The organism is Pseudomonas sp. IT-P74, assembly GCF_949768175.1.
GTDB lineage: Bacteria > Pseudomonadota > Gammaproteobacteria > Pseudomonadales > Pseudomonadaceae > Aquipseudomonas.
Map to the genome: position 1 here is coordinate 144241 of NZ_CATKQD010000006.1, position 18915 is coordinate 163155.

Annotated in this window: 17 protein-coding genes; 6 read left to right on the plus strand and 11 right to left on the minus strand. The window is 61.1% G+C overall.

The genetic code is table 11. The annotated features are described in order from the left end of the window. The gene (lnt, locus tag ACM6J5_RS06250; RefSeq protein ID WP_414928020.1) at positions 1-1524 is read left to right on the plus strand and encodes an apolipoprotein N-acyltransferase; all 1524 of its coding nucleotides are present in this window, start codon (positions 1-3) and stop codon (positions 1522-1524) included. 122 nt (positions 1525-1646) lie between these two features. Here lnt and ACM6J5_RS06255 read toward each other — a convergent pair whose 3' ends face one another. Together ACM6J5_RS06255 and ACM6J5_RS06260 are read right to left on the minus strand one after the other, a co-directional pair. Continuing rightward, positions 1647-2408, minus strand: coding sequence for a YdcF family protein (locus ACM6J5_RS06255; RefSeq protein ID WP_414928021.1), 762 nt, complete (start codon positions 2406-2408; stop codon positions 1647-1649). Positions 2409-2512: 104 nt separating this feature from the next. After that, positions 2513-2833 carry a hypothetical protein gene (locus ACM6J5_RS06260; protein WP_095941991.1) on the minus strand — a complete coding sequence of 107 codons (321 nt, stop codon included), beginning with the start codon at positions 2831-2833 and terminating at the stop codon, positions 2513-2515. Between the two features lie 281 nt (positions 2834-3114). Between ACM6J5_RS06260 and leuS the strand changes: the two genes are divergently transcribed. From leuS to ACM6J5_RS06285, 5 genes are all read left to right on the plus strand, one after another. After that, positions 3115-5721: a leucine--tRNA ligase gene (gene leuS, locus ACM6J5_RS06265; RefSeq protein ID WP_095941990.1), complete on the plus strand. Its 2607-nt coding sequence runs from the start codon at positions 3115-3117 to the stop codon at positions 5719-5721. Positions 5722-5808: 87 nt separating this feature from the next. Further along, positions 5809-6414, plus strand: a complete 606-nt coding sequence (gene lptE / locus ACM6J5_RS06270) for an LPS assembly lipoprotein LptE (protein ID WP_095941989.1) — start codon at positions 5809-5811, stop codon at positions 6412-6414. Between the two features lie 39 nt (positions 6415-6453). Continuing rightward, the gene (gene holA / locus ACM6J5_RS06275) at positions 6454-7491 is read left to right on the plus strand and encodes a DNA polymerase III subunit delta (protein WP_150672678.1); all 1038 of its coding nucleotides are present in this window, start codon (positions 6454-6456) and stop codon (positions 7489-7491) included. 209 nt (positions 7492-7700) lie between these two features. Beyond that, complete coding sequence (arfA, locus tag ACM6J5_RS06280) at positions 7701-7865, plus strand: alternative ribosome rescue factor ArfA (RefSeq protein WP_095942068.1); 165 nt, start codon at positions 7701-7703, stop codon at positions 7863-7865. Positions 7866-7926: 61 nt separating this feature from the next. After that, the gene (locus tag ACM6J5_RS06285; RefSeq protein ID WP_095941987.1) at positions 7927-9249 is read left to right on the plus strand and encodes a lytic murein transglycosylase; all 1323 of its coding nucleotides are present in this window, start codon (positions 7927-7929) and stop codon (positions 9247-9249) included. A gap of 93 nt (positions 9250-9342) precedes the next feature. Here the strand turns inward: ACM6J5_RS06285 and ACM6J5_RS06290 are convergent, their stop codons facing one another. The 9 genes from ACM6J5_RS06290 to mrdA form a co-directional block, all read right to left on the minus strand. Continuing rightward, positions 9343-10293, minus strand: coding sequence for a S66 peptidase family protein (locus ACM6J5_RS06290; RefSeq protein ID WP_095941986.1), 951 nt, complete (start codon positions 10291-10293; stop codon positions 9343-9345). A gap of 174 nt (positions 10294-10467) precedes the next feature. Continuing rightward, a complete protein-coding gene (gene lipA, locus ACM6J5_RS06295; protein ID WP_162130289.1) occupies positions 10468-11466 on the minus strand; it encodes a lipoyl synthase in 999 nt (332 codons plus the stop codon). 25 nt (positions 11467-11491) lie between these two features. Next, the gene (gene lipB, locus ACM6J5_RS06300; protein ID WP_095941985.1) at positions 11492-12139 is read right to left on the minus strand and encodes a lipoyl(octanoyl) transferase LipB; all 648 of its coding nucleotides are present in this window, start codon (positions 12137-12139) and stop codon (positions 11492-11494) included. Beyond that, positions 12139-12414 (minus strand): DUF493 domain-containing protein, encoded by a 276-nt coding sequence (locus ACM6J5_RS06305; protein ID WP_095941984.1) that lies wholly within the window; start codon positions 12412-12414, stop codon positions 12139-12141. The genes lipB and ACM6J5_RS06305 overlap by 1 nt, the downstream gene beginning before the upstream one ends. 83 nt (positions 12415-12497) lie before the next feature. Further along, positions 12498-13655 carry a D-alanyl-D-alanine carboxypeptidase family protein gene (locus ACM6J5_RS06310; protein ID WP_095941983.1) on the minus strand — a complete coding sequence of 386 codons (1158 nt, stop codon included), beginning with the start codon at positions 13653-13655 and terminating at the stop codon, positions 12498-12500. A gap of 185 nt (positions 13656-13840) precedes the next feature. Then, entirely contained in the window at positions 13841-14854 is a 1014-nt protein-coding gene (locus ACM6J5_RS06315) for a septal ring lytic transglycosylase RlpA family protein (protein WP_095941982.1), read from the minus strand. After that, the gene (mltB, locus tag ACM6J5_RS06320) at positions 14854-15864 is read right to left on the minus strand and encodes a lytic murein transglycosylase B (RefSeq protein WP_095941981.1); all 1011 of its coding nucleotides are present in this window, start codon (positions 15862-15864) and stop codon (positions 14854-14856) included. The genes ACM6J5_RS06315 and mltB overlap by 1 nt, the downstream gene beginning before the upstream one ends. A 17-nt stretch (positions 15865-15881) precedes the next feature. Then, the gene (gene rodA / locus ACM6J5_RS06325) at positions 15882-16985 is read right to left on the minus strand and encodes a rod shape-determining protein RodA (RefSeq protein WP_056728863.1); all 1104 of its coding nucleotides are present in this window, start codon (positions 16983-16985) and stop codon (positions 15882-15884) included. 31 nt (positions 16986-17016) lie between these two features. Beyond that, positions 17017-18912 carry a penicillin-binding protein 2 gene (gene mrdA / locus ACM6J5_RS06330; RefSeq protein ID WP_095941980.1) on the minus strand — a complete coding sequence of 632 codons (1896 nt, stop codon included), beginning with the start codon at positions 18910-18912 and terminating at the stop codon, positions 17017-17019. Between the last annotated feature and the right edge of the window lie 3 nt (positions 18913-18915).

Sequence of the window (18915 nt, forward strand, 5' to 3'; positions counted from 1 at the left end):
ATGCGCTGGACAACCCGCCCCGGCTGGCCCGGTAACCTGCTGGCCGTGGCGGCCGGTGCAATCACCACACTGGCCCTGGCGCCGTTCGATATCTGGCCACTGGCACTGCTCGCCGTCGGGCTGTTCTATGCGGGCCTGCGCGAGCTGAGCCCGCGTCAGGCACTGGGTCGCGGCTGGTGTTTCGGTTTCGGCCTGTTCGGTGCCGGCACCAGCTGGATCTACTACAGCATTCACCACTTCGGCGGCGCCTCGGTCTTGCTGGCCGGCTTCCTGATGCTGCTCTTCACCGCGGCGATTGCCTGGTTCTTTGCCCTGCCCGCCTGGATCTGGGCGCGCTGGCTGCGCCGAAATGAAGCGCCGCTGGCCGACGCCCTGGCCTTCGCGGCACTGTGGGTCGGCCAGGAAGCCTTCCGCGGCTGGTTCCTGACAGGGTTCCCGTGGCTGTATTCCGGTTACAGCCAGCTCGATGGTCCGCTGGCCGGGCTCGCGCCTATCGGCGGGATGTGGCTGATTTCCTTCACCCTGGCCCTGACGGCCGCGCTGATCTACAACGGCTTGCGCCTGGTTCGCACGGGGCGCAAAGGCTTCATCGCCGCCGGCGCATTGCTGCTGGTCGGGCCATGGCTGGTCGGCATGACCCTCAAACATCATGCCTGGACCAGCCCATCGGGCCCGCCACTGAGCGTCGCCGCCATTCAGGGCAACATCGAACAAAGCATGAAGTGGGACCCGGCGCAGCTCAACGCGCAACTGGCGTTGTACCGCGACATGAGTTTCAGCTCCAGGCGAGTCGACCTTCTCATTTGGCCGGAAACGGCGATCCCGGTGCTCAAGGAGTCCGCCGAGGGCTACCTGAACATGATGGGCAGCTTCGCGGCCGAGCGTAAATCGGCGCTGATTACCGGCGTCCCGGTCCGCATGGAGGTCCACCACGAGAAGCGCTTCTTCAATGGCATCACCGTTGTCGGCGAAGGCGACGGCACTTACCTCAAGCAAAAACTGGTGCCGTTTGGCGAGTATGTTCCGCTGCAGGATGTGTTGCGCGGGCTGATCGCCTTCTTCGACCTGCCAATGTCGGACTTCGCCCGCGGCCCGGCTGACCAGCCGCTGCTGCAAGCCAAGGGTTATCAGATCGCGCCATACATCTGTTATGAGGTGGTTTACCCGGAATTCGCCGCCAGCCTTGCCGCCCGCAGCGACCTGTTGCTGACCATCAGCAACGACACCTGGTTCGGCACCTCCATCGGCCCGCTGCAACACCTGCAGATGGCGCAGATGCGTGCGCTGGAGGCTGGCCGCTGGATGATCCGCGCCACCAACAACGGCGTGTCCGGCCTGATCAACCCGTTTGGTCAGATTACCGATCAGATCCCGCAGTTCGAACGCGGCATCCTGTATGGCGAAGTGGTGCCGATGCACAACCTCACGCCGTACCTGGAATGGCGTTCGTGGCCATTGCTCATTCTCTGCGTGTTGTTGTTTGGCTGGGCGCTGATTGCGAGCCGGATGGCCAAGACCGTCTGAACTGACACCGCATAAAAACTGTAGGAGCGAGCTTGCTCGCGAAGGTGTACCAGGCGCCGCTGTGTTGACTGACACACCATCGCGAGCAAGCTCGCTCCTACAGGACGTGGGTAACCGTTCGGTTATCGGTAGAACAACGAATAACCGATCTGCCCCACCGCCTCGTTCATCAACTGTCCGTTCTGCCAGATCGCCTTGTACTCCGGCATCCAGCCACCCAGTGGCCGCGCATTGTCGCCGCCCAGAAACCCTACCGGCGCCGGTACCACCTCGAACCCGGCCTTGCGGAAACTCCAGACCGCCCGTGGCATATGCCCGGCATGAGTCACGAGCACCACGCGCTTGATACCCTGTGGCAGCAACACCTGGGCGCTGAACCGGGCATTTTCCCAGGTCGTGCGGCTGCGTCCTTCCTGCCAGCGCACGGTCACGCCAAAATCGTCACGCAAGGAGTCAGCCATCATCTGCGCCTCGCTTGGCGGAGTGCCGTAATGCAAGCCGCCGCTGGTCAGTACCGGCAGGCCGGAAGCCTTGGCCAGCCGAGCGGCAAAGCGCTGGCGTTCCAGGCCGATACCCGTTGGCTGGTCGGCACCCCAGGCCACATCACCACGCTCGCGCCCGGAACCAAGAACAACGATGGCGTCCGCGCGCTGCCCCAGCACCGCCCATTCGTCGCGAGCCAGCGGTGGCTCACGTTCGAGCAGGCCGGCACCCCACTGCACCACCACCGGCAGGCTCATCAGCCAAAGACCACCCAGCCCCAGTGCAAAGCACACACCGGCAAGCCTTGGCCTTGAGCGGCGCAACCACCAGGCAAGCAAAAGCAGCAGCAATAGAATGCCGGGGGGCAATAGAAGTTGTTTTACAAAGTAACGAAAAGGCATCGAGCATCTCCTGGAGATGCCCGAAGCCTAAGTGGGTTAGCGCAATGCGACAATCAATACAGAAGGACTATGCTTCAAAAAACCATGGAGCACGGCTCTGCGTCTTATTTGAACTGCAAAGACCGGACCTTTACCGCGTCTCTGCCGGGAACCTTGTCCTTGAGCCAGATGATCTTGGCGGAGCGTGGTGCGTCGAGTTGCTTTACCGCCTCTGACAAGCATCCGTGCGTCTCACGCTCACTGCGATCCAGATACGCCTTGACCAGTGCAAACTCTGCGAGGCTGAGGCCACGCAGTTCCAGCTCCAGAGGGCGTACGTCACGCAACCGGCCAGCAGTTCTTGCCGCTTCCAGGGCCAGGGCCAAACGATCGATCAGTCTTTCGTACAGCTCCGGTTTCGTAGCTTTTTGCTGTGACTCAACCATCCCTCACCTCATTGGAAGATAAGACCTACTCCCCAGTTAGAGCTTAGCCTCCATGAACAAACCGGCTGAGCGCCGCGACCAACGGCCCTCGCGGCGGCTTTCGCGAGACGCGCGGCAGCAATCAGGGTTTCCCTCGGTGGAGCGCGGTCATGTATGCTACGGCGCTTCCTGTAACTCCACTTCCAGCTCGGCTGGACATCGAAAACGCCAATGTGGCGAGATCAGCGTCCAGCGTTGCATTGAAGAGGATTAGGCCACCCCTATTCAGTTCAAAAGTAGCCATGCACGAACAATATCAGCCCCGTGAAATCGAAGCCGCCGCCCAGTCGTTCTGGGACGAGCAAAAGTCCTTTGAAGTCAGTGAACAGCCAGGCAAGGAGACTTACTACTGCCTGTCGATGTTCCCTTACCCCAGCGGCAAGCTACACATGGGGCACGTGCGCAACTACACCATCGGCGACGTGATCTCCCGCTACCAGCGCATGCAAGGCAAGAACGTTCTGCAACCCATGGGTTGGGACGCCTTCGGCATGCCGGCGGAAAACGCCGCGATGAAGAACAACGTGGCGCCCGCCAAGTGGACCTACGAAAACATCGCCTACATGAAGTCCCAGCTGCGCAGCCTGGGCCTGGCGGTGGACTGGTCCCGCGAAGTGACCACCTGCAAGCCCGATTACTACCGCTGGGAACAATGGCTGTTCACTCGCCTGTTCGAAAAAGGCGTGATTTACAAAAAAAGCGGCACCGTGAACTGGGACCCGGTCGACCAGACCGTTCTGGCCAACGAGCAAGTGATCGACGGCCGTGGCTGGCGTTCCGGCGCGCTGATCGAAAAGCGCGAAATCCCGATGTACTACTTCAAGATCACCGCCTACGCGGATGAGCTGCTGGAGAGCCTCGACGAACTGACTGGCTGGCCTGAACAGGTCAAGACCATGCAGCGCAACTGGATCGGCAAATCCCGCGGCATGGAAGTGCAGTTCCCGTACAACGTCGACTCCATCGGCGAAGCCGGCGCGCTGAAAGTCTTCACCACCCGTCCGGACACTCTCATGGGAGCGACTTATGTCGCCGTGGCCGCCGAGCACCACCTGGCCGCCCTCGCCGCCAAGAACAATCCCGAGCTGCAGGCATTCATTGCTGAATGCAAGGGCGGCAGCGTGGCCGAAGCCGACGTTGCCACCCAGGAGAAAAAAGGCCTGCCGACCGGCCTGTTCGTCGAGCACCCGCTGACTGGCGAAAAACTGCCGGTCTGGGTCGCCAACTATGTGCTGATGCACTACGGCGACGGCGCGGTGATGGCGGTTCCGGCCCACGACGAGCGTGATTTCGAGTTCGCCCACAAGTACAACCTGCCGGTCAAATCGGTCGTGCGCACCAGTTCCGGTGACAGCAACCCGGCGCCATGGCAAGACGCCTACGGCGAGCACGGCACGCTGATCAATTCCGGCGAGTTCGACGGCCTCGACTTCGCAGGCGCCTTCGACGCCATCGAAGTCGCGCTGATCAAGAAAGAGCTGGGCGCCTCGCGTACCCAGTTCCGCCTGCGCGACTGGGGCATCAGCCGCCAGCGTTACTGGGGCTGCCCGATCCCGATCATCCACTGCAACACTTGCGGTGACGTGCCGGTACCGGAAGATCAACTGCCTGTCGTGCTGCCGGAAGACGTCGTACCCGACGGCGCCGGTTCGCCACTGGCGCGCATGCCCGAGTTCTACGAGTGCAGCTGCCCTAAATGCGGCCAGCCAGCCAAGCGTGAAACCGACACCATGGACACCTTCGTCGAGTCCTCGTGGTACTACGCCCGCTACGCCTCGCCGCACTTTGAAGGCGGCCTGGTGGAAAAATCGGCGGCCGACCACTGGCTGCCGGTGGATCAGTACATCGGCGGTATCGAACACGCGATCCTTCACCTGCTCTACGCGCGCTTCTTCCACAAGCTGATGCGCGACGAAGGCCTGGTGAGTTCCAACGAGCCGTTCAAGAACCTGCTGACCCAGGGCATGGTGATCGCCGAGACTTACTATCGCCGCGAAGCCAATGGCGCTTACACCTGGTTCAACCCGGCGGACGTCGAGCTTGAGCGTGACAGCAAGGCCAAGGTCATCAGCGCCAAGTTGAAATCTGACGGCCTGCCGGTGGAAATCGGCGGCACCGAGAAGATGGCCAAGTCGAAGAACAACGGCGTCGACCCTCAGTCGATGATCGACCAGTTCGGCGCAGATACCTGCCGCCTGTTCATGATGTTCGCCTCGCCACCCGACATGAGTGCGGAATGGTCCGACTCCGGCGTCGAAGGCTCGCACCGTTTCCTCAAGCGCGTCTGGCGCCTGGCTCAAGCCCACGTCACCCAGGGTCTGCCGGGCAAACTGGACGTCGCTGGCCTGAATGACGAGCAAAAAGCCGTTCGTCGCTCGATCCACCTGGCCATCAAGCAGGCCAGCCAGGACGTCGGCCAGAACCACAAATTCAACACCGCCATCGCCCAGGTGATGACGCTGATGAACGTACTGGAAAAAGCCGCGCAAGGCACCGAACAGGATCGCGCTCTGGTTCAGGAAGGCCTGGAAGCCGTGACCCTGCTGCTGGCTCCGATCACGCCGCACATCAGCCACGAGCTGTGGAATCAACTGGGTCACGCTGAACCCGTGATCGACGCCGGTTGGCCGGTGGTGGATGACAGCGCTTTGGTACAGGACAGCCTGCAACTGGTGATTCAGGTCAACGGCAAGCTGCGTGGCCACATCGAAATGCCGGCCAGCGCCAGCCGTGAAGAAGTCGAAGCCGCCGCCCGTGCCAACGAGAACGTGCTGCGCTTCGTCGACGGTCTGACCATTCGTAAAGTGATCGTAGTGCCCGGGAAACTGGTCAATATCGTCGCCAGCTAATTGGATCAGGCGCCAGGTGAGCCTGGCGCCGAGTAAAACCTTTCGGGCCGCTTGATCGGCCCACATGGTTTCAAGGGGAGCAACAAGATGATCAAACGCAATCTGCTGGTGATGGGCCTCGCGGTTCTGCTGAGCGCCTGCGGTTTCCAGCTGCGCGGCACCGGCACCAATGAACTGGCGATCAAGGAACTCGACCTGAGCGCACGTAACGCTTATGGCCCAACCGTTACCCAGTTGCGTCAGGTACTGACTGGCAGCGGCGTCAAGGTCTATAACGGCGCTCCTTACAAGCTGGTGCTGACCAATGAACAGGAAACCCAGCGCATCCTCAGTTACGCAGGGGCCGGTCATGCCGGCGAGTACCAGATCACCACCGTGCTGAACTACGACATCCTTGGTCGCGGTGATCTGGCACTGCTGAGCGACAAAATCGAAGTGCAGAAAATCTACATGCACGACGGCAACAACCTGGTGGGCTCTGACCAGGAAGCTGAAACAGCCCGGACAGAAGGTCGCCGGGAGATGGTCCAGCGCATGATGCTGCGCCTGGAACAACTGAGCCCGACCCAACTGAACAAGTTGCAGCAGACCGCCGAAGCCAGAGCCAAGGCTGATGCCGCGGCACTGGAAGCGGCAAAGAAGGCTGAAGCGGATACCCCGCGTCAGTCGCCTGTCGAACTGCCGCAGCAGTAAGACTTACGGGGCGCCCGGGCGCCCCGTTCGCCCCCTCTTATGAAGCTCGCCCCCGCCCAACTCGCCAAACACCTGCAAGGCGCCCTTGCGCCGGTCTATATCATCAGCGGCGATGACCCGTTGTTGTGCCAGGAGGCGGCCGACGCTGTTCGCGCTGCCGCCCGTCAGCAGGGATTCGATGAACGCCAGGTGTTTGCCGCCGACGCCAGTTTCGACTGGGGGACGCTGCTGCAAGCCGGTGCCAGCATGTCGCTGTTCGCCGAAAAGCGCCTGCTGGAACTGCGCCTGCCTTCCGGAAAACCCGGCGACAAGGGCGCCGCCGCGCTGATCGAGTACTGCTCGCGTCCGGCCGACGACACCATACTGCTGATCAGCTTGCCGAAACTCGATGGCAGCGCGCAGAAAACCAAGTGGGGCAAAGCGCTGGTCGAAGGACAGCAGACCCAGTTCGTGCAGATCTGGCCGGTCGATGTTGCCCAGTTGCCAAGCTGGATCCGCCAACGTTTGTCCCAGGCCGGGCTTTCCGCCAGCCAGGACGCCGTTGAGCTGATCGCGGCGCGGGTAGAGGGCAATTTGCTGGCCGCCGCCCAGGAAATCGAAAAGCTCAAACTGATGGCCGAAGGCGGCCAGATCACTGTTGAAACCGTGCAGGCCGCGGTGGCTGACAGTGCGCGCTTCGACGTCTTTGGCCTGACCGATGCGGTGCTCAATGGTGAAGCGGCCCACGCGTTGCGCATGCTCGAAGGGTTGCGCGGTGAAGGCGTCGAGCCGCCGGTGATTCTCTGGGCCCTGGCCCGGGAGTTGCGCCTGCTGGCCAATATTTCCCTGCAATACAGCCAGGGTACGCCATTGGACAAGGCCTTCAGTCAGGCCAAACCGCCGGTCTGGGACAAACGTAAACCGTTGGTGAGCAAAGCCCTGCAGCGCTACTCGGCACAACGCTGGGCACAACTGCTGCTCGAAGCGCAACGCATTGATGCGCAGATCAAGGGCCAGGCGGCCGGTTCGCCGTGGATGAGTTTGAGCCGGTTGACGTTGCTGATGGCTGGGCAGCGCCTGACCCTGCCCGCTGAGTAACCCCGCTCCTTGTAGGAGCGAGCTTGCTCGCGAAGGTCGTTAACGATAACGCAGACGTTCTGATTTAACGCGGCGCCCTCAAGTGCTTCGCGAGCAAGCTCGCTCCTACAAAGAGCGGCGCTTTTTCAGACAGACATCGGGACTGGACAGCCTTTCAACTTCGGCCGATGATTCGCCTCGCAAAATCCATTCACTTGCGAGAAGTCACCATGAGCAAAAAGCCGTCGAAACACGGCCCAAACAAGGCCAAATCCATCATCGCCCAGCCATTGTTCCGCAGCCGCCTGGAACGCCCGGCCAAGGGCAAAGGCAGTTACCGCCGCGAAGCCTTCCAGTCTGACAGCTGGGAGGCTTCTTACTTTCTGGCTGCATAAAGCAGAACACCCCTTCGACATGTTAAGGTCTGTACCTGATTCGTATTCCCTGGACCCGTGCATGCCCTTTTGTCTTTCCCGTCGTTGGCACTTACGCCAATTGATCGCTGCCTCCAGCCTTGTTTTGCTTGTCGCCTGTGCGGAAAAACCGACCGCAGCCGACGCTCAGCCGCTTCAGACGCTTCCTGTCGCTACCGCCCCGGCGGTTGTTCCGCCAGTGGTTCCGACCGGTGAGAACCTCGACATCCAGCCGACCCAGACCTTCGCCGAATGGCAGGCGGGTTTCCGCAAGGATGCCCTGGCCGCCGGTATCCGCGCCGATCTGTTTGATCGCGCTTTCGCCAATGTCAGCTTCGACCCCAGCGTGATTCGCGCCGACCGCAGCCAACCGGAATTCGCAAAACCGGTGTGGGAATACCTGGACGGTGCCTTGTCGCCGCTGCGGGTACGCAAAGGCCAGTCGCTGGTCGACCAGTACGCTGACGTCCTGCAAAGTATCGAGCAGCGCTATGGCGTCGATCGCCAGGCACTGGTGGCGGTCTGGGGAATGGAAAGTAACTTCGGGCAATTCCAGGGCAGCAAGTCGGTGATCAACTCGCTGGCGACCCTGGCCTACGAAGGCCGCCGTCCCGGCTTCGCCCACGCGCAATTGATCGCGGCCCTGCAAATCCTGCAACAAGGCGACATCGAACCCGAGAAGATGCTGGGTTCCTGGGCCGGCGCCATGGGCCAGACCCAGTTCATCCCGACCACCTACAACACCCACGCCGTCGACTTCGATGGCGACGGCCGTCGCGATATCTGGGGCAGTTCGGCTGACGCCCTGGCCTCGACCGCGCATTACCTGCAAAGCTCCGGCTGGCAGAGAGGACAGCCGTGGGGCTTTGAAGTCCAGCTGCCGAGCGGTTTCAATTACCTGCTGGCCGATGGCACGATTCGCAAGAGTGTCGCCGAATGGCGCCAACTGGGCGTTACGCTGCCCGACGGCGGCCAGGTCCCGGCAGGCTCGGAGCAGTTGTCCGCCGCACTGTTGCTGCCGGCCGGTTACCGCGGCCCGGCCTTCCTGGTGCTCGACAACTTCCGTGCGATTCTCAAGTACAACAACTCGTCGTCCTACGCCCTGGGGGTGAGCCTGTTATCGGAACGCTTCAACGGCACGGGCCTGATCAGCGGTACGTGGCCAAAGGATGACCTGCCTCTGAGCCGTACCGAGCGGATCGAGCTGCAGAACCTGCTGAGCGCGCAAAACTATGACGCCGGCACCGCCGACGGGATCATCGGCGCCAACACCCGCAAGGCGATCCGCAGCGCCCAGCAGTCGTTTGGCTGGCCGGCGGACGGGTATCCGACGCACAAGTTGCTGGAAGGCTTGCGTAACCGCTAAAAGCTTCGCGGGCAAGCCCGCTCCCATATTAACGACACAAATCAATGTGGGAGCGAGCCTGCTCGCGATGACTGACTAACAGGCGATAAAAATCTAGCGCCTGACCACCACATCCTGCTCCAGCACCAATTCCTTGCTCCCCGCATCCAGCCTGACCAACGCCCCCATGGGCAGCGTCAGGTTCGGGTCGCAATGCCCGCTGCGCCACCCGGACAGCACCGGAATCTTCAATGGCTCGAAGGTCTGCTTGAGCAACCTGTCCAGCGCTGCCACCTCAACCCCCGCCACATCCCCGACCAACACACCGCGCAGCTTGTGCAACGTGCCTGCCAGACGCAGATGGGTGAGCAACCGATCGATGCGATACAGCGGCTCGTTGATGTCCTCGATCAACAGAATGACGCCCTCGGCGTCAATCTCGTAAGGCGTGCCCATGGTCGCGGCGATCATGGCCAGATTGCCTCCGAGCAAACGCCCATGAGCCACGCCCGGTTCGATCGTGGTCAGCGGGTAAGCCACCGGATGAGCCAGCACCGTGCCCGCCCTCACCTGCCCGCGCAGCATGTTGAAGAACGAAGACTCCGTAGGTATTTGCTTGTCACCCAACAGGTCGGCATTGAGCATCGGACCATGAAAGGTCACGAAGCCGGCATAACGACTGATCGCCAAATGCAGCGCAGTGATGTCGCTGTAGCCGACGAACGGCTTGGCGTTGTCACGCAGCAAATCAAAATCGATGCGGTCGAGCAGTCGCGGCGTGCCGTAACCCCCACGCAGGCAGATGATGGCATCCACCTCCCTATCGGCGAACGCTGCATGCAGATCGCCGAGTCGCACCTCGTCGCTACCGGCCAGGTAGCCGTTTTTTTCGTAGACCCCGGGATACACTTTCAGTGAATAACCCCGGGCGCGCATCCATTGCACCGCCTTGTCGGTGTCCAGCGGCGCGGGACCGGCAGGTGCGATGACGCCGATCATGCCTTCCGACGGCAATGCCGGGACGGGAGCATGAGGGCAAAGGGTGTGGGTCGGTCGAGCGGTCATCCGTGAATCTCCCTGCGTGAAATCTTCAGCACACAGTAGTCAGGAACGGGGACAAACAGAAGAGGAACCGTTGCCCCGCAGGTTGCAGGAAAAAACAGCCATTGCCACCGGCCAGGCAAAAAAACGCCCGCGAGGCTGGGTGCCGTGCGGGCGCTTTTCATTTCATTGCGTCGATCAGGACGACATCAGCTCGGCCTTGACCAGCTTGGCCTGCTCGTCGGCGTGATACGAGGAACGTACCAATGGACCGGAGGCAACGTTCTTGAAGCCCATCTTGTAGCCTTCCTCGGCGAACCAGGCGAAGGTATCCGGGTGCACGAAACGCTGCACCGGCAAGTGACTGCGGGACGGTTGCAGGTACTGGCCGAGGGTCAGCATGTCGATGTCGTGCTCGCGCATGCGCTTCATGACTTCGATGACTTCTTCGTCGGTCTCGCCCAGGCCCAGCATCAGACCGGACTTGGTCGGAATGTGCGGCATCATCTGCTTGAAGCGTTGCAGCAGGGTCAGCGACCACTGGTAGTCCGAACCCGGACGCGCAGCCTTGTACAGGCGCGGCACGGTTTCCAGGTTGTGGTTGAACACATCCGGTGGCTCGGCGGCAGTGATTTCCAGCGCGATATCCATGCGGCCACGGTAGTCCGGGACCAGGGTTTCGAGCTGCACATTCGGCGACAGCTTGCGGATTTCACGGATGCAATCGGCAAAGTGCTGAGCACCGCCGTCACGCAGGTCGTCGCGGTCCACCGAGGTGATCACCACGTACTTCAGGCGCAGGTCAGCGATGGCAATGGCCAGGCTTTCAGGCTCGTTGACGTCCAGTGGCTTCGGACGACCGTGGCCGACGTCGCAGAACGGGCAGCGACGGGTGCAGATGTCACCCATGATCATGAAAGTCGCGGTGCCACCGGAGAAACACTCGCCCAGGTTCGGGCAGGAGGCTTCTTCGCACACACTGTGCAGCTTGTGTTTGCGCAGCAGGGCCTTGATGCGGTCGACCTCCGGCGAAACCGGGATGCGTACGCGAATCCAGTCCGGCTTCTTCGGCAGTTCGGTGGTCGGAATGATCTTCACCGGGATGCGTGCAACCTTTTCGGCGCCGCGCAGCTTGACGCCGGCTTCAACCTTGGGACGCGGGGCCGGGCGCTCGGTGACATCGAGCGTCGGGATCATGGTTTGCACTGCATCAGTAGTCATATCAGTCGATTCCGCCCGTGAGGGTCGTCTGCTCAGCATAGTCGAGGTGTTTGACGAGCTGCGCACGCAGCCGGGCACTTACCTCGGCAAATTCAATCGATCCTGCGTGATCGCTCAGCTGGGTCATCGCCAGCCCGGCGTAGCCGCAGGGATTAATCCGTCGAAACGGTTCCAGGTTCATGTCCACATTCAAGGCCAGGCCGTGAAAGGAACAACCATGGCGGATCCGTAGACCCAGGGAGGCGATTTTCGCCCCGTCGACGTAGACACCCGGTGCATCGGGCTTGGCCACGGCGGTGACACCGTAACTGGCCAGCAGCTCGATCAGGCATTGCTCCATCCGGCTGACCAGATCGCGCACGCCAAACCCGAGCTTGCGCACGTCCAGCAGCAGATAAGCCACCAGTTGGCCTGGGCCGTGATAGGTCACCTGACCACCACGGTCGACCTGCACCACCGGAATATCACCTGGAAGCAGCAGATGCTCGGCCTTGCCGGCCTGGCCCTGGGTGAACACCGCAGGATGCTCAACCAGCCAGACCTCGTCGGCGGCATCGTTGCCGCGTTCGTTGGTGAAGCGTTGCATGGCATGCCAGACAGGCTCGTAAGCCATCTGGCCGAGCTCGCGAAAGCCCAGCACACCGGACATCACAGCACCATGTGCACGAAACCGGTTGCCCGCAGTTCGCTGTTGATGTTGTACAGCTGGTCCTGGTCGGTCGCGACGATGTGCAACTGAATGGTGGTGTATTTACCGTTGCTGCTCTGGCGCTCGTCAACACGCTCATCGTTGATCGTTGCATGTTTGCGAACGATGTCGATGATCCTGTCCTTGTTGCCCACGCCGGTGTCGCTGATCACCTTAACCGGGTAATCATTGGCAGGGAATTCGATCTTTGGCGCCTTTACTTCGGTATCGGTCATGGCGTAACGGCCTCGTAAGCGTAAGCCGTGGCGACGGCAAAGCCCCACGCCGGATCAGCGCAGGGCCATGCAGGTGCACACTATCAGTTGAACAAGCCGTAGAAGAATAGACGGATGCTATCCCACATGCGGCGGAAGATACCACCCTCTTCGACAGCGTCCAGAGCGATCAGATCGGCGCTGTGCACCACCTTGTCGTCCAGTTTCACTTCGACTTTACCGATTACGTCGCCCTTGGCGATTGGCGCGATCAGCTGCGGGTTCATGGTCATGCTGGCAGCGAGCTTTTTCAACTGGCCTTTTGGCAGGGTCATGGTCAGGTCTTGCGCCAGGCCGGCCTTGACCTGGTTGGTCGAGCCTTTCCAGACCGGAGCCTGAGCCAGCTCGGTGCCCTTCTGGTAGAAGGTCTGGGTTTCGAAGAAGCGGAAACCGTAGGTCAGCAGCTTCTGGGTTTCGGCGGCACGGGCCACTTCGCTGTTGGTGCCGAAGACCACGGCGATCAGGCGCATGCCATCACGTACGGCCGAGGACACCATGCAGTAGCCGGCTTCGTCGGTGTGGCCGGTTTTCAGACCGTCGACAGTCTTGTCGCGCCACAGCAGCAGGTTACGGTTCGGTTGCTTGATGCCGTTCCAGAAGAACTCTTTCTGCGAGTAGATCGCGTAATGAGCCGGGTCTTCGTGGATGATCGCGCGAGCCAGCACAGCCATGTCGTGAGCCGACGAATAGTGCTCAGGGTTCGGCAGGCCGGTCGGGTTCATGAAGTGGGTGTTGGTCATGCCCAGGTCGGCGACGGTCTTGTTCATCAGGTCGGCAAAGGCGTCTTCGCTACCGGCAATGTGCTCGGAGAGCGCGACACTGGCGTCGTTGCCCGACTGGATGATGATGCCGTGCAGCAGGTCGCTGACAGTGACTTGCGAGCCGACCTTGATGAACATCCGCGAACCGCCGGTACGCCAGGCATTCTCGCTGACGGTCACCGGATCGTTTTCGCCGATCTGGCCACGACGGATTTCCAGGGTAGCGATGTACGCCGTCATCAGCTTGGTCAGGCTGGCCGGCGGCAGACGCTGGTCACCGTTGTTCTCGACCAGCACGTTGCCGCTGCTGGCATCCATGAGCACATAGGCCTTGGCAGCCAGTTGTGGTGGCGAAGGCATCATCTCGACCGCGAATGCGGCGGGTGAGAGGAGCAGCGGGACTAGCAGGAACAGGCGTTTGGCAAAGGTGGTGATGTTCATCCGTCTCTCGAAATCGCTAATGGAAACTGCCCAAGGGCAAAACTAATCAGATGACTTTCTAACGAGTCATCGCGTGTTCAGTTGCTCACTCCAATCACCCTTTGCCGGGCTTTTGTTCTTCGAAGAGCCAACAACCTGGTTCACCCCCCAAAACCGCAGATGAACCGTCAATCAAGTCCTACGTATTACTCAGTTACAACGCTTGGCGAACCGAGATTGGCCAGCCGCACACTATTCTGCACCTGCTGGATTTCACCCGGCGATCCGATCGGGCCCAGGCGAACCCGATGCAGGGTCTGCTGATTGCGCACGATCGAGCTGATGAACACCGGAGCGCTCACCATCCCGCTGAGCTTCGATCTCAGGAGTTCTGCAGCGTCCGGGTTGGCGAACGCGCCCACCTGCAGATACTGGCCAGACGCTTGTGCAGAAGCGTTTTTTTTTGCGTCGGCAAGTTGAACAGGAACGACGGCGGCGGCGTGTTGCTGCGGCGGTGGCGTCCATTGCTCGACAGTGCCGGCCGACGCCGTGATCACCGGGGCGCTATTCTGCGCGACTTTCGGTTCATTGAGCATTAATGGTGCCGGACGGCCCTTGGCAGCCCACCATTGCTGCGGGTCGATGCCTTCGACCTTGACCCGCGCGGTGCCAGTTTCGGCGTAACCGAGTTTCTTGGCGGCAGCGTAGGACAAGTCGATGATCCGGTCCGAATAGAACGGACCGCGGTCGTTGACTCGCAGGATCACGGTCTTGTTGTTGTCCAGGTTGGTCACCCGGACATAACTCGGCAGCGGTAAAGTCTTGTGTGCGGCACTCATGCCGTACAGGTCATACACTTCGCCGTTGGCGGTGTTCTGACCGTGAAATTTGGTGCCGTACCAGGACGCCGTACCCGACTGCACGTAAGTCTTGGACTCTTGCAGCGGAAAGTAGGTTTTACCTAGCACTGAGTATGGAGCGGCCTTGTACGGGCCGGTATGCAGGGTCGGCGTGGCGTCCGGGATACGCGAAACATCGACATCCCACCATGGCGCGCCATCCTTGTGGGCGCGGTTGATGTCCAGCCCCGGCGTCGTGCGCACGGCGGTGCTGCTGGCCTTCTGGGCCGGCGCGCGGCTGGTCGAACAACTGGCGACCAGCATTGCCAGCGCGGCGAATGCCATCAGCTTCAGGGGTTTATTGATAGGCAATGCCCGCATTACTTGACGCCCCGTGCTTGGACCAGCTGTTCAGACAGTTGATGTACGGCCATGGCGTACATCACGCTGCGGTTATATCGCGTGATCGCGTAAAAATTCTTCAGGCCCATCCAGTACTCGGAGCCATTGTCGCCTTCCAGGCGGAACGCAGTAACCGGCATATCATCGCGCAGCGCATCATGACTTGACCACCCCAGGGCTCGCAACTCCCCGACGGTTTTCGTCGGTTCGATTCCCGTGGTCAAGCCTTCGTCGACATGATCGCCACGGACATCGGCGCGGCTGACCACCGGTTCGCCGGCGACCCAGCCATGACGCTTGAAGTAACTGGCGACACTGCCGATGGCATCGTCCGGGTTGGTCCAGATGTTGATATGGCCATCACCGTCGAAATCCACCGCATAGGCGCGGAAACTGCTCGGCATGAATTGCGGCAATCCCATGGCGCCGGCGTAGGAGCCTTTGAGCGTCAACGGATCGACCTGCTCTTCACGGGCCAGCAGCAGGAACTCACGCAATTCCTTGCGGAAAAACTCGGCACGGGGAGGATAGTCGAAACCCAGGGTCGACAAGGCATCGATCACCCGGAAATTTCCGGTATTACGGCCGAAAAAGGTTTCAACGCCGATGATCGAGACAATCACCTGGGCCGGCACGCCGTATTCCTGCTCGGCACGGGCCAACACCGCTTCGTGCTGACGCCAGAAATCCACACCCCGGGCAATGCGCGCATCGGTGATGAACATCGGGCGATACTCGCTCCACTGCTTGACCCGTTCGGCGGGCTTCGAGATGGCGTCCAGAATCGACTGCTTGCGCTCGGCTTCGCGGAACACGCCCATCAATTGTTCACCGGCGAAACCGTAGTCGCGGGTCATTTCACCGACGAATTCAGCCACCTGGGGTGAGCCTTCGTAGTCGCCGGCCAACGCTTCCTGCATGGTGCCTAGGATGCTTACCAGGCCGACCCATGGCGCGTATCGAGTCGCCCAGCCACGCATTACCTGCATTGAAAATTTCACCTTATTCAAACCTGCGCGATCCACTTGCGATGGGTATGGATCGACATCAAAACCCCAAACGCTGACAGTAGCGTCACCAGCGAAGTTCCTCCGTAGCTAATGAACGGCAACGGCACCCCCACCACCGGCAACAGGCCACTGACCATACCGATGTTGACGAAAACATAAACAAAAAACGTCATGGTCAGGCTGCCCGCGAGCAACTTGCCGAACAATGTCTGCGCCTGGGCGGTAATCACCAGGCCGCGGCCGATCAACAGCAGGTAGATCAGCAACAGCGCGCAGATCCCCACCAGGCCGAACTCTTCGCCCAATACGGCAATGATGAAGTCGGTATGACTTTCCGGCAGGAAGTCCAGGTGTGACTGGGTGCCCAGCAACCAGCCCTTGCCGAACACACCACCGGAGCCGATGGCTGCCTTGGACTGGATGATGTTCCATCCCGTACCGAGCGGATCGCTCTCCGGGTCGAGGAACGTCAGGATCCGCTGTTTCTGGTAGTCGTGCATGATGAAGAACCACATGGCAATCGCCACGGGAACGGCGGCGGCCAGCACGCTGAGGATCCAGCGCCAGCGCAGGCCACCCATGAACAGCACGAAAGCGCCGCCGGCCAGGATCAGCAGCGAAGTGCCGAGGTCCGGTTGGCGCACGATCAGAATGAACGGCACGCCGATCAGCATCAGGCTGACGCCCACATGCTTGAGCTGGGGCGGCAAGGTGCGTTTGGACAAGTACCAGGCAATAGTCGCCGGCATCAGGATCTTCATGAATTCCGAGGGCTGGAAGCGGATCACCCCGGGAATGTTGATCCAGCGGGTAGCGCCCATGGCGTTGTGGCCCATGATGTCCACCACCAGCAACAGCATCACTCCGACCACGTAGCCCAGCGGCACCCAGCGCGCCATGAATCGCGGCTCGAACTGGGCAATGACGATCATCGACACCAGGCCGATGCCGAACGAAGTGGCTTGCTTGCCCAGCAGATCCCAGCTCTTGCCGCTGGCCGAATACAGCACGAACAGGCTGCCGGCGGCGAGGGTCAACAGCAGGATCAGCAGCGGGCCGTCAATGTGCAGGCGTTGCAGCAGCGTCGCACGGCGACGCATCACATCCTCACTGGAGAGCATGCGATCGAAGTTATTCATCACGGGCGGTAGCCTCTGCACTGATAGGGCTGGCGTATTCGGGCTTCAACCGACCGTCCTGGTCCAGGAGCCAGGCGTCCATGACCTGACGCACCACCGGCGCGGCCACGCCGGAGCCGGACTCGCCGTTCTCGACCATCACCGATACTACGATTTTCGGGTCGTCGGCCGGCGCGAAGCCGACGAACAAGGCGTGGTCGCGATGGCGTTCCTGAACCTTGGAACGGTCATACTTCTCACCCTGTTTGATCGCGACCACCTGGGCCGTACCCGACTTGCCGGCGATCCGGTATTGCGCGCCGATCGAGGCTTTGCGCGCCGTACCACGGGCACCGTGCATAACCTGCTGCATGCCGTGATTGACCTTGGTCCAGTCCGACGGGTCGCGCAGGATGATGTCCGGCATCGGATTCTCATCCACCGGTTTCACGCCCTCGATGGTCTTGGCCAGGTGCGGACGATTCCAGATGCCTTTGTTGGCCACCAACGCAGTGGCCTGGGCCAACTGCAACGGAGTCGACTGCATGTAGCCCTGGCCGATCCCCAGAATCAGCGTCTCGCCCGGGAACCATGCCTGGCGACGGGTCGCACGCTTCCACTCGCGGGACGGCATCAGCCCCGGCGACTCTTCGAACATGTCCAGGGAGACCTTCTGGCCAATACCGAACTTGGTCATGTATGCCGACAGCCGATCGATCCCCAGCTTGTGGGCCAGGTCGTAGAAGTAGGTGTCGTTGGAACGCATGATCGCCGTATCGAGGTCGACAAAACCGTCGCCGGTACGGTTCCAGTTACGGTATTTGTGATCGTAGTTGGGCAGCATGTAGTAACCGGGGTCGAACACTCGGGTCGACGCCGTCACCACGCCGGCATCCAGGCCGGCAATCGCTACCGCCGGCTTGATGGTCGAGCCTGGTGGATACAGACCGCGCAGCACGCGATTGAACAGCGGCCGGTCGATGGAATCGCGCAGCTCGGAATAGGCCTTGAAGCTGATGCCGGTGACGAACAGGTTCGGGTCGAAACTCGGTTGGCTGACCATCGCCAGCACTTCGCCGGTTTTCGGGTCCAGCGCTACCACCGCGCCACGACGACCACCGAGCGCAGCTTCGGCGGCTTCCTGCAATTTGATGTCCAGGCTCAGGACGATGTCCTTGCCGGGAATCGGATCGGTACGCTTGAGCACCCGCAGTACGCGGCCCCGGGCGTTGGTCTCGACTTCCTCGTAACCCACCTGGCCGTGCAACTCCGGCTCGTAGAAACGCTCGATGCCGGTTTTGCCAATTTGATGGGTGCCGCTGTAACTCACCGGATCCAGAGTCTTCAGCTCTTTCTCGTTGATCCGCCCCATGTAACCCACCGAGTGCGCAAAATGCGCACCCTGCGGATAGTGACGGACCAGTTGCGCGACCACTTCCACGCCTGGCAGGCGGAACTGGTTCACGGCAATTCGCGCGATCTGCTCTTCGGTCAACTCGAACAGGATCGGCACCGGCTCGAACGGCCGACGCCCCTGGCGCATGCGCTTCTCGAAAACCACCCGATCTTCAGGCGTCAGCTCCAGCACCTGGACGATTACATCGAGCACTTGCTGCCAATCGCCAGAGCGCTCGCGGGTCATGCTCAGGCTGAAGCTGGGCCGGTTATCGGCAATGACGACACCGTTGCGGTCGAAAATCAGCCCACGGGGCGGCGGAATCGGCTGCACATGGACGCGGTTGTTTTCCGAGAGTGTCGAGTGATACTCGTACTGAATCACCTGGAGGAAATACAGGCGCGCGATCAGCACCCCAATCAGCGCCACCACTGCAATGGCCCCGAACACGACGCGGCCACGCACCAGACGGGCGTCTTTTTCGTGGTCCTTGATGCGGATCGGCTGGGACATGAG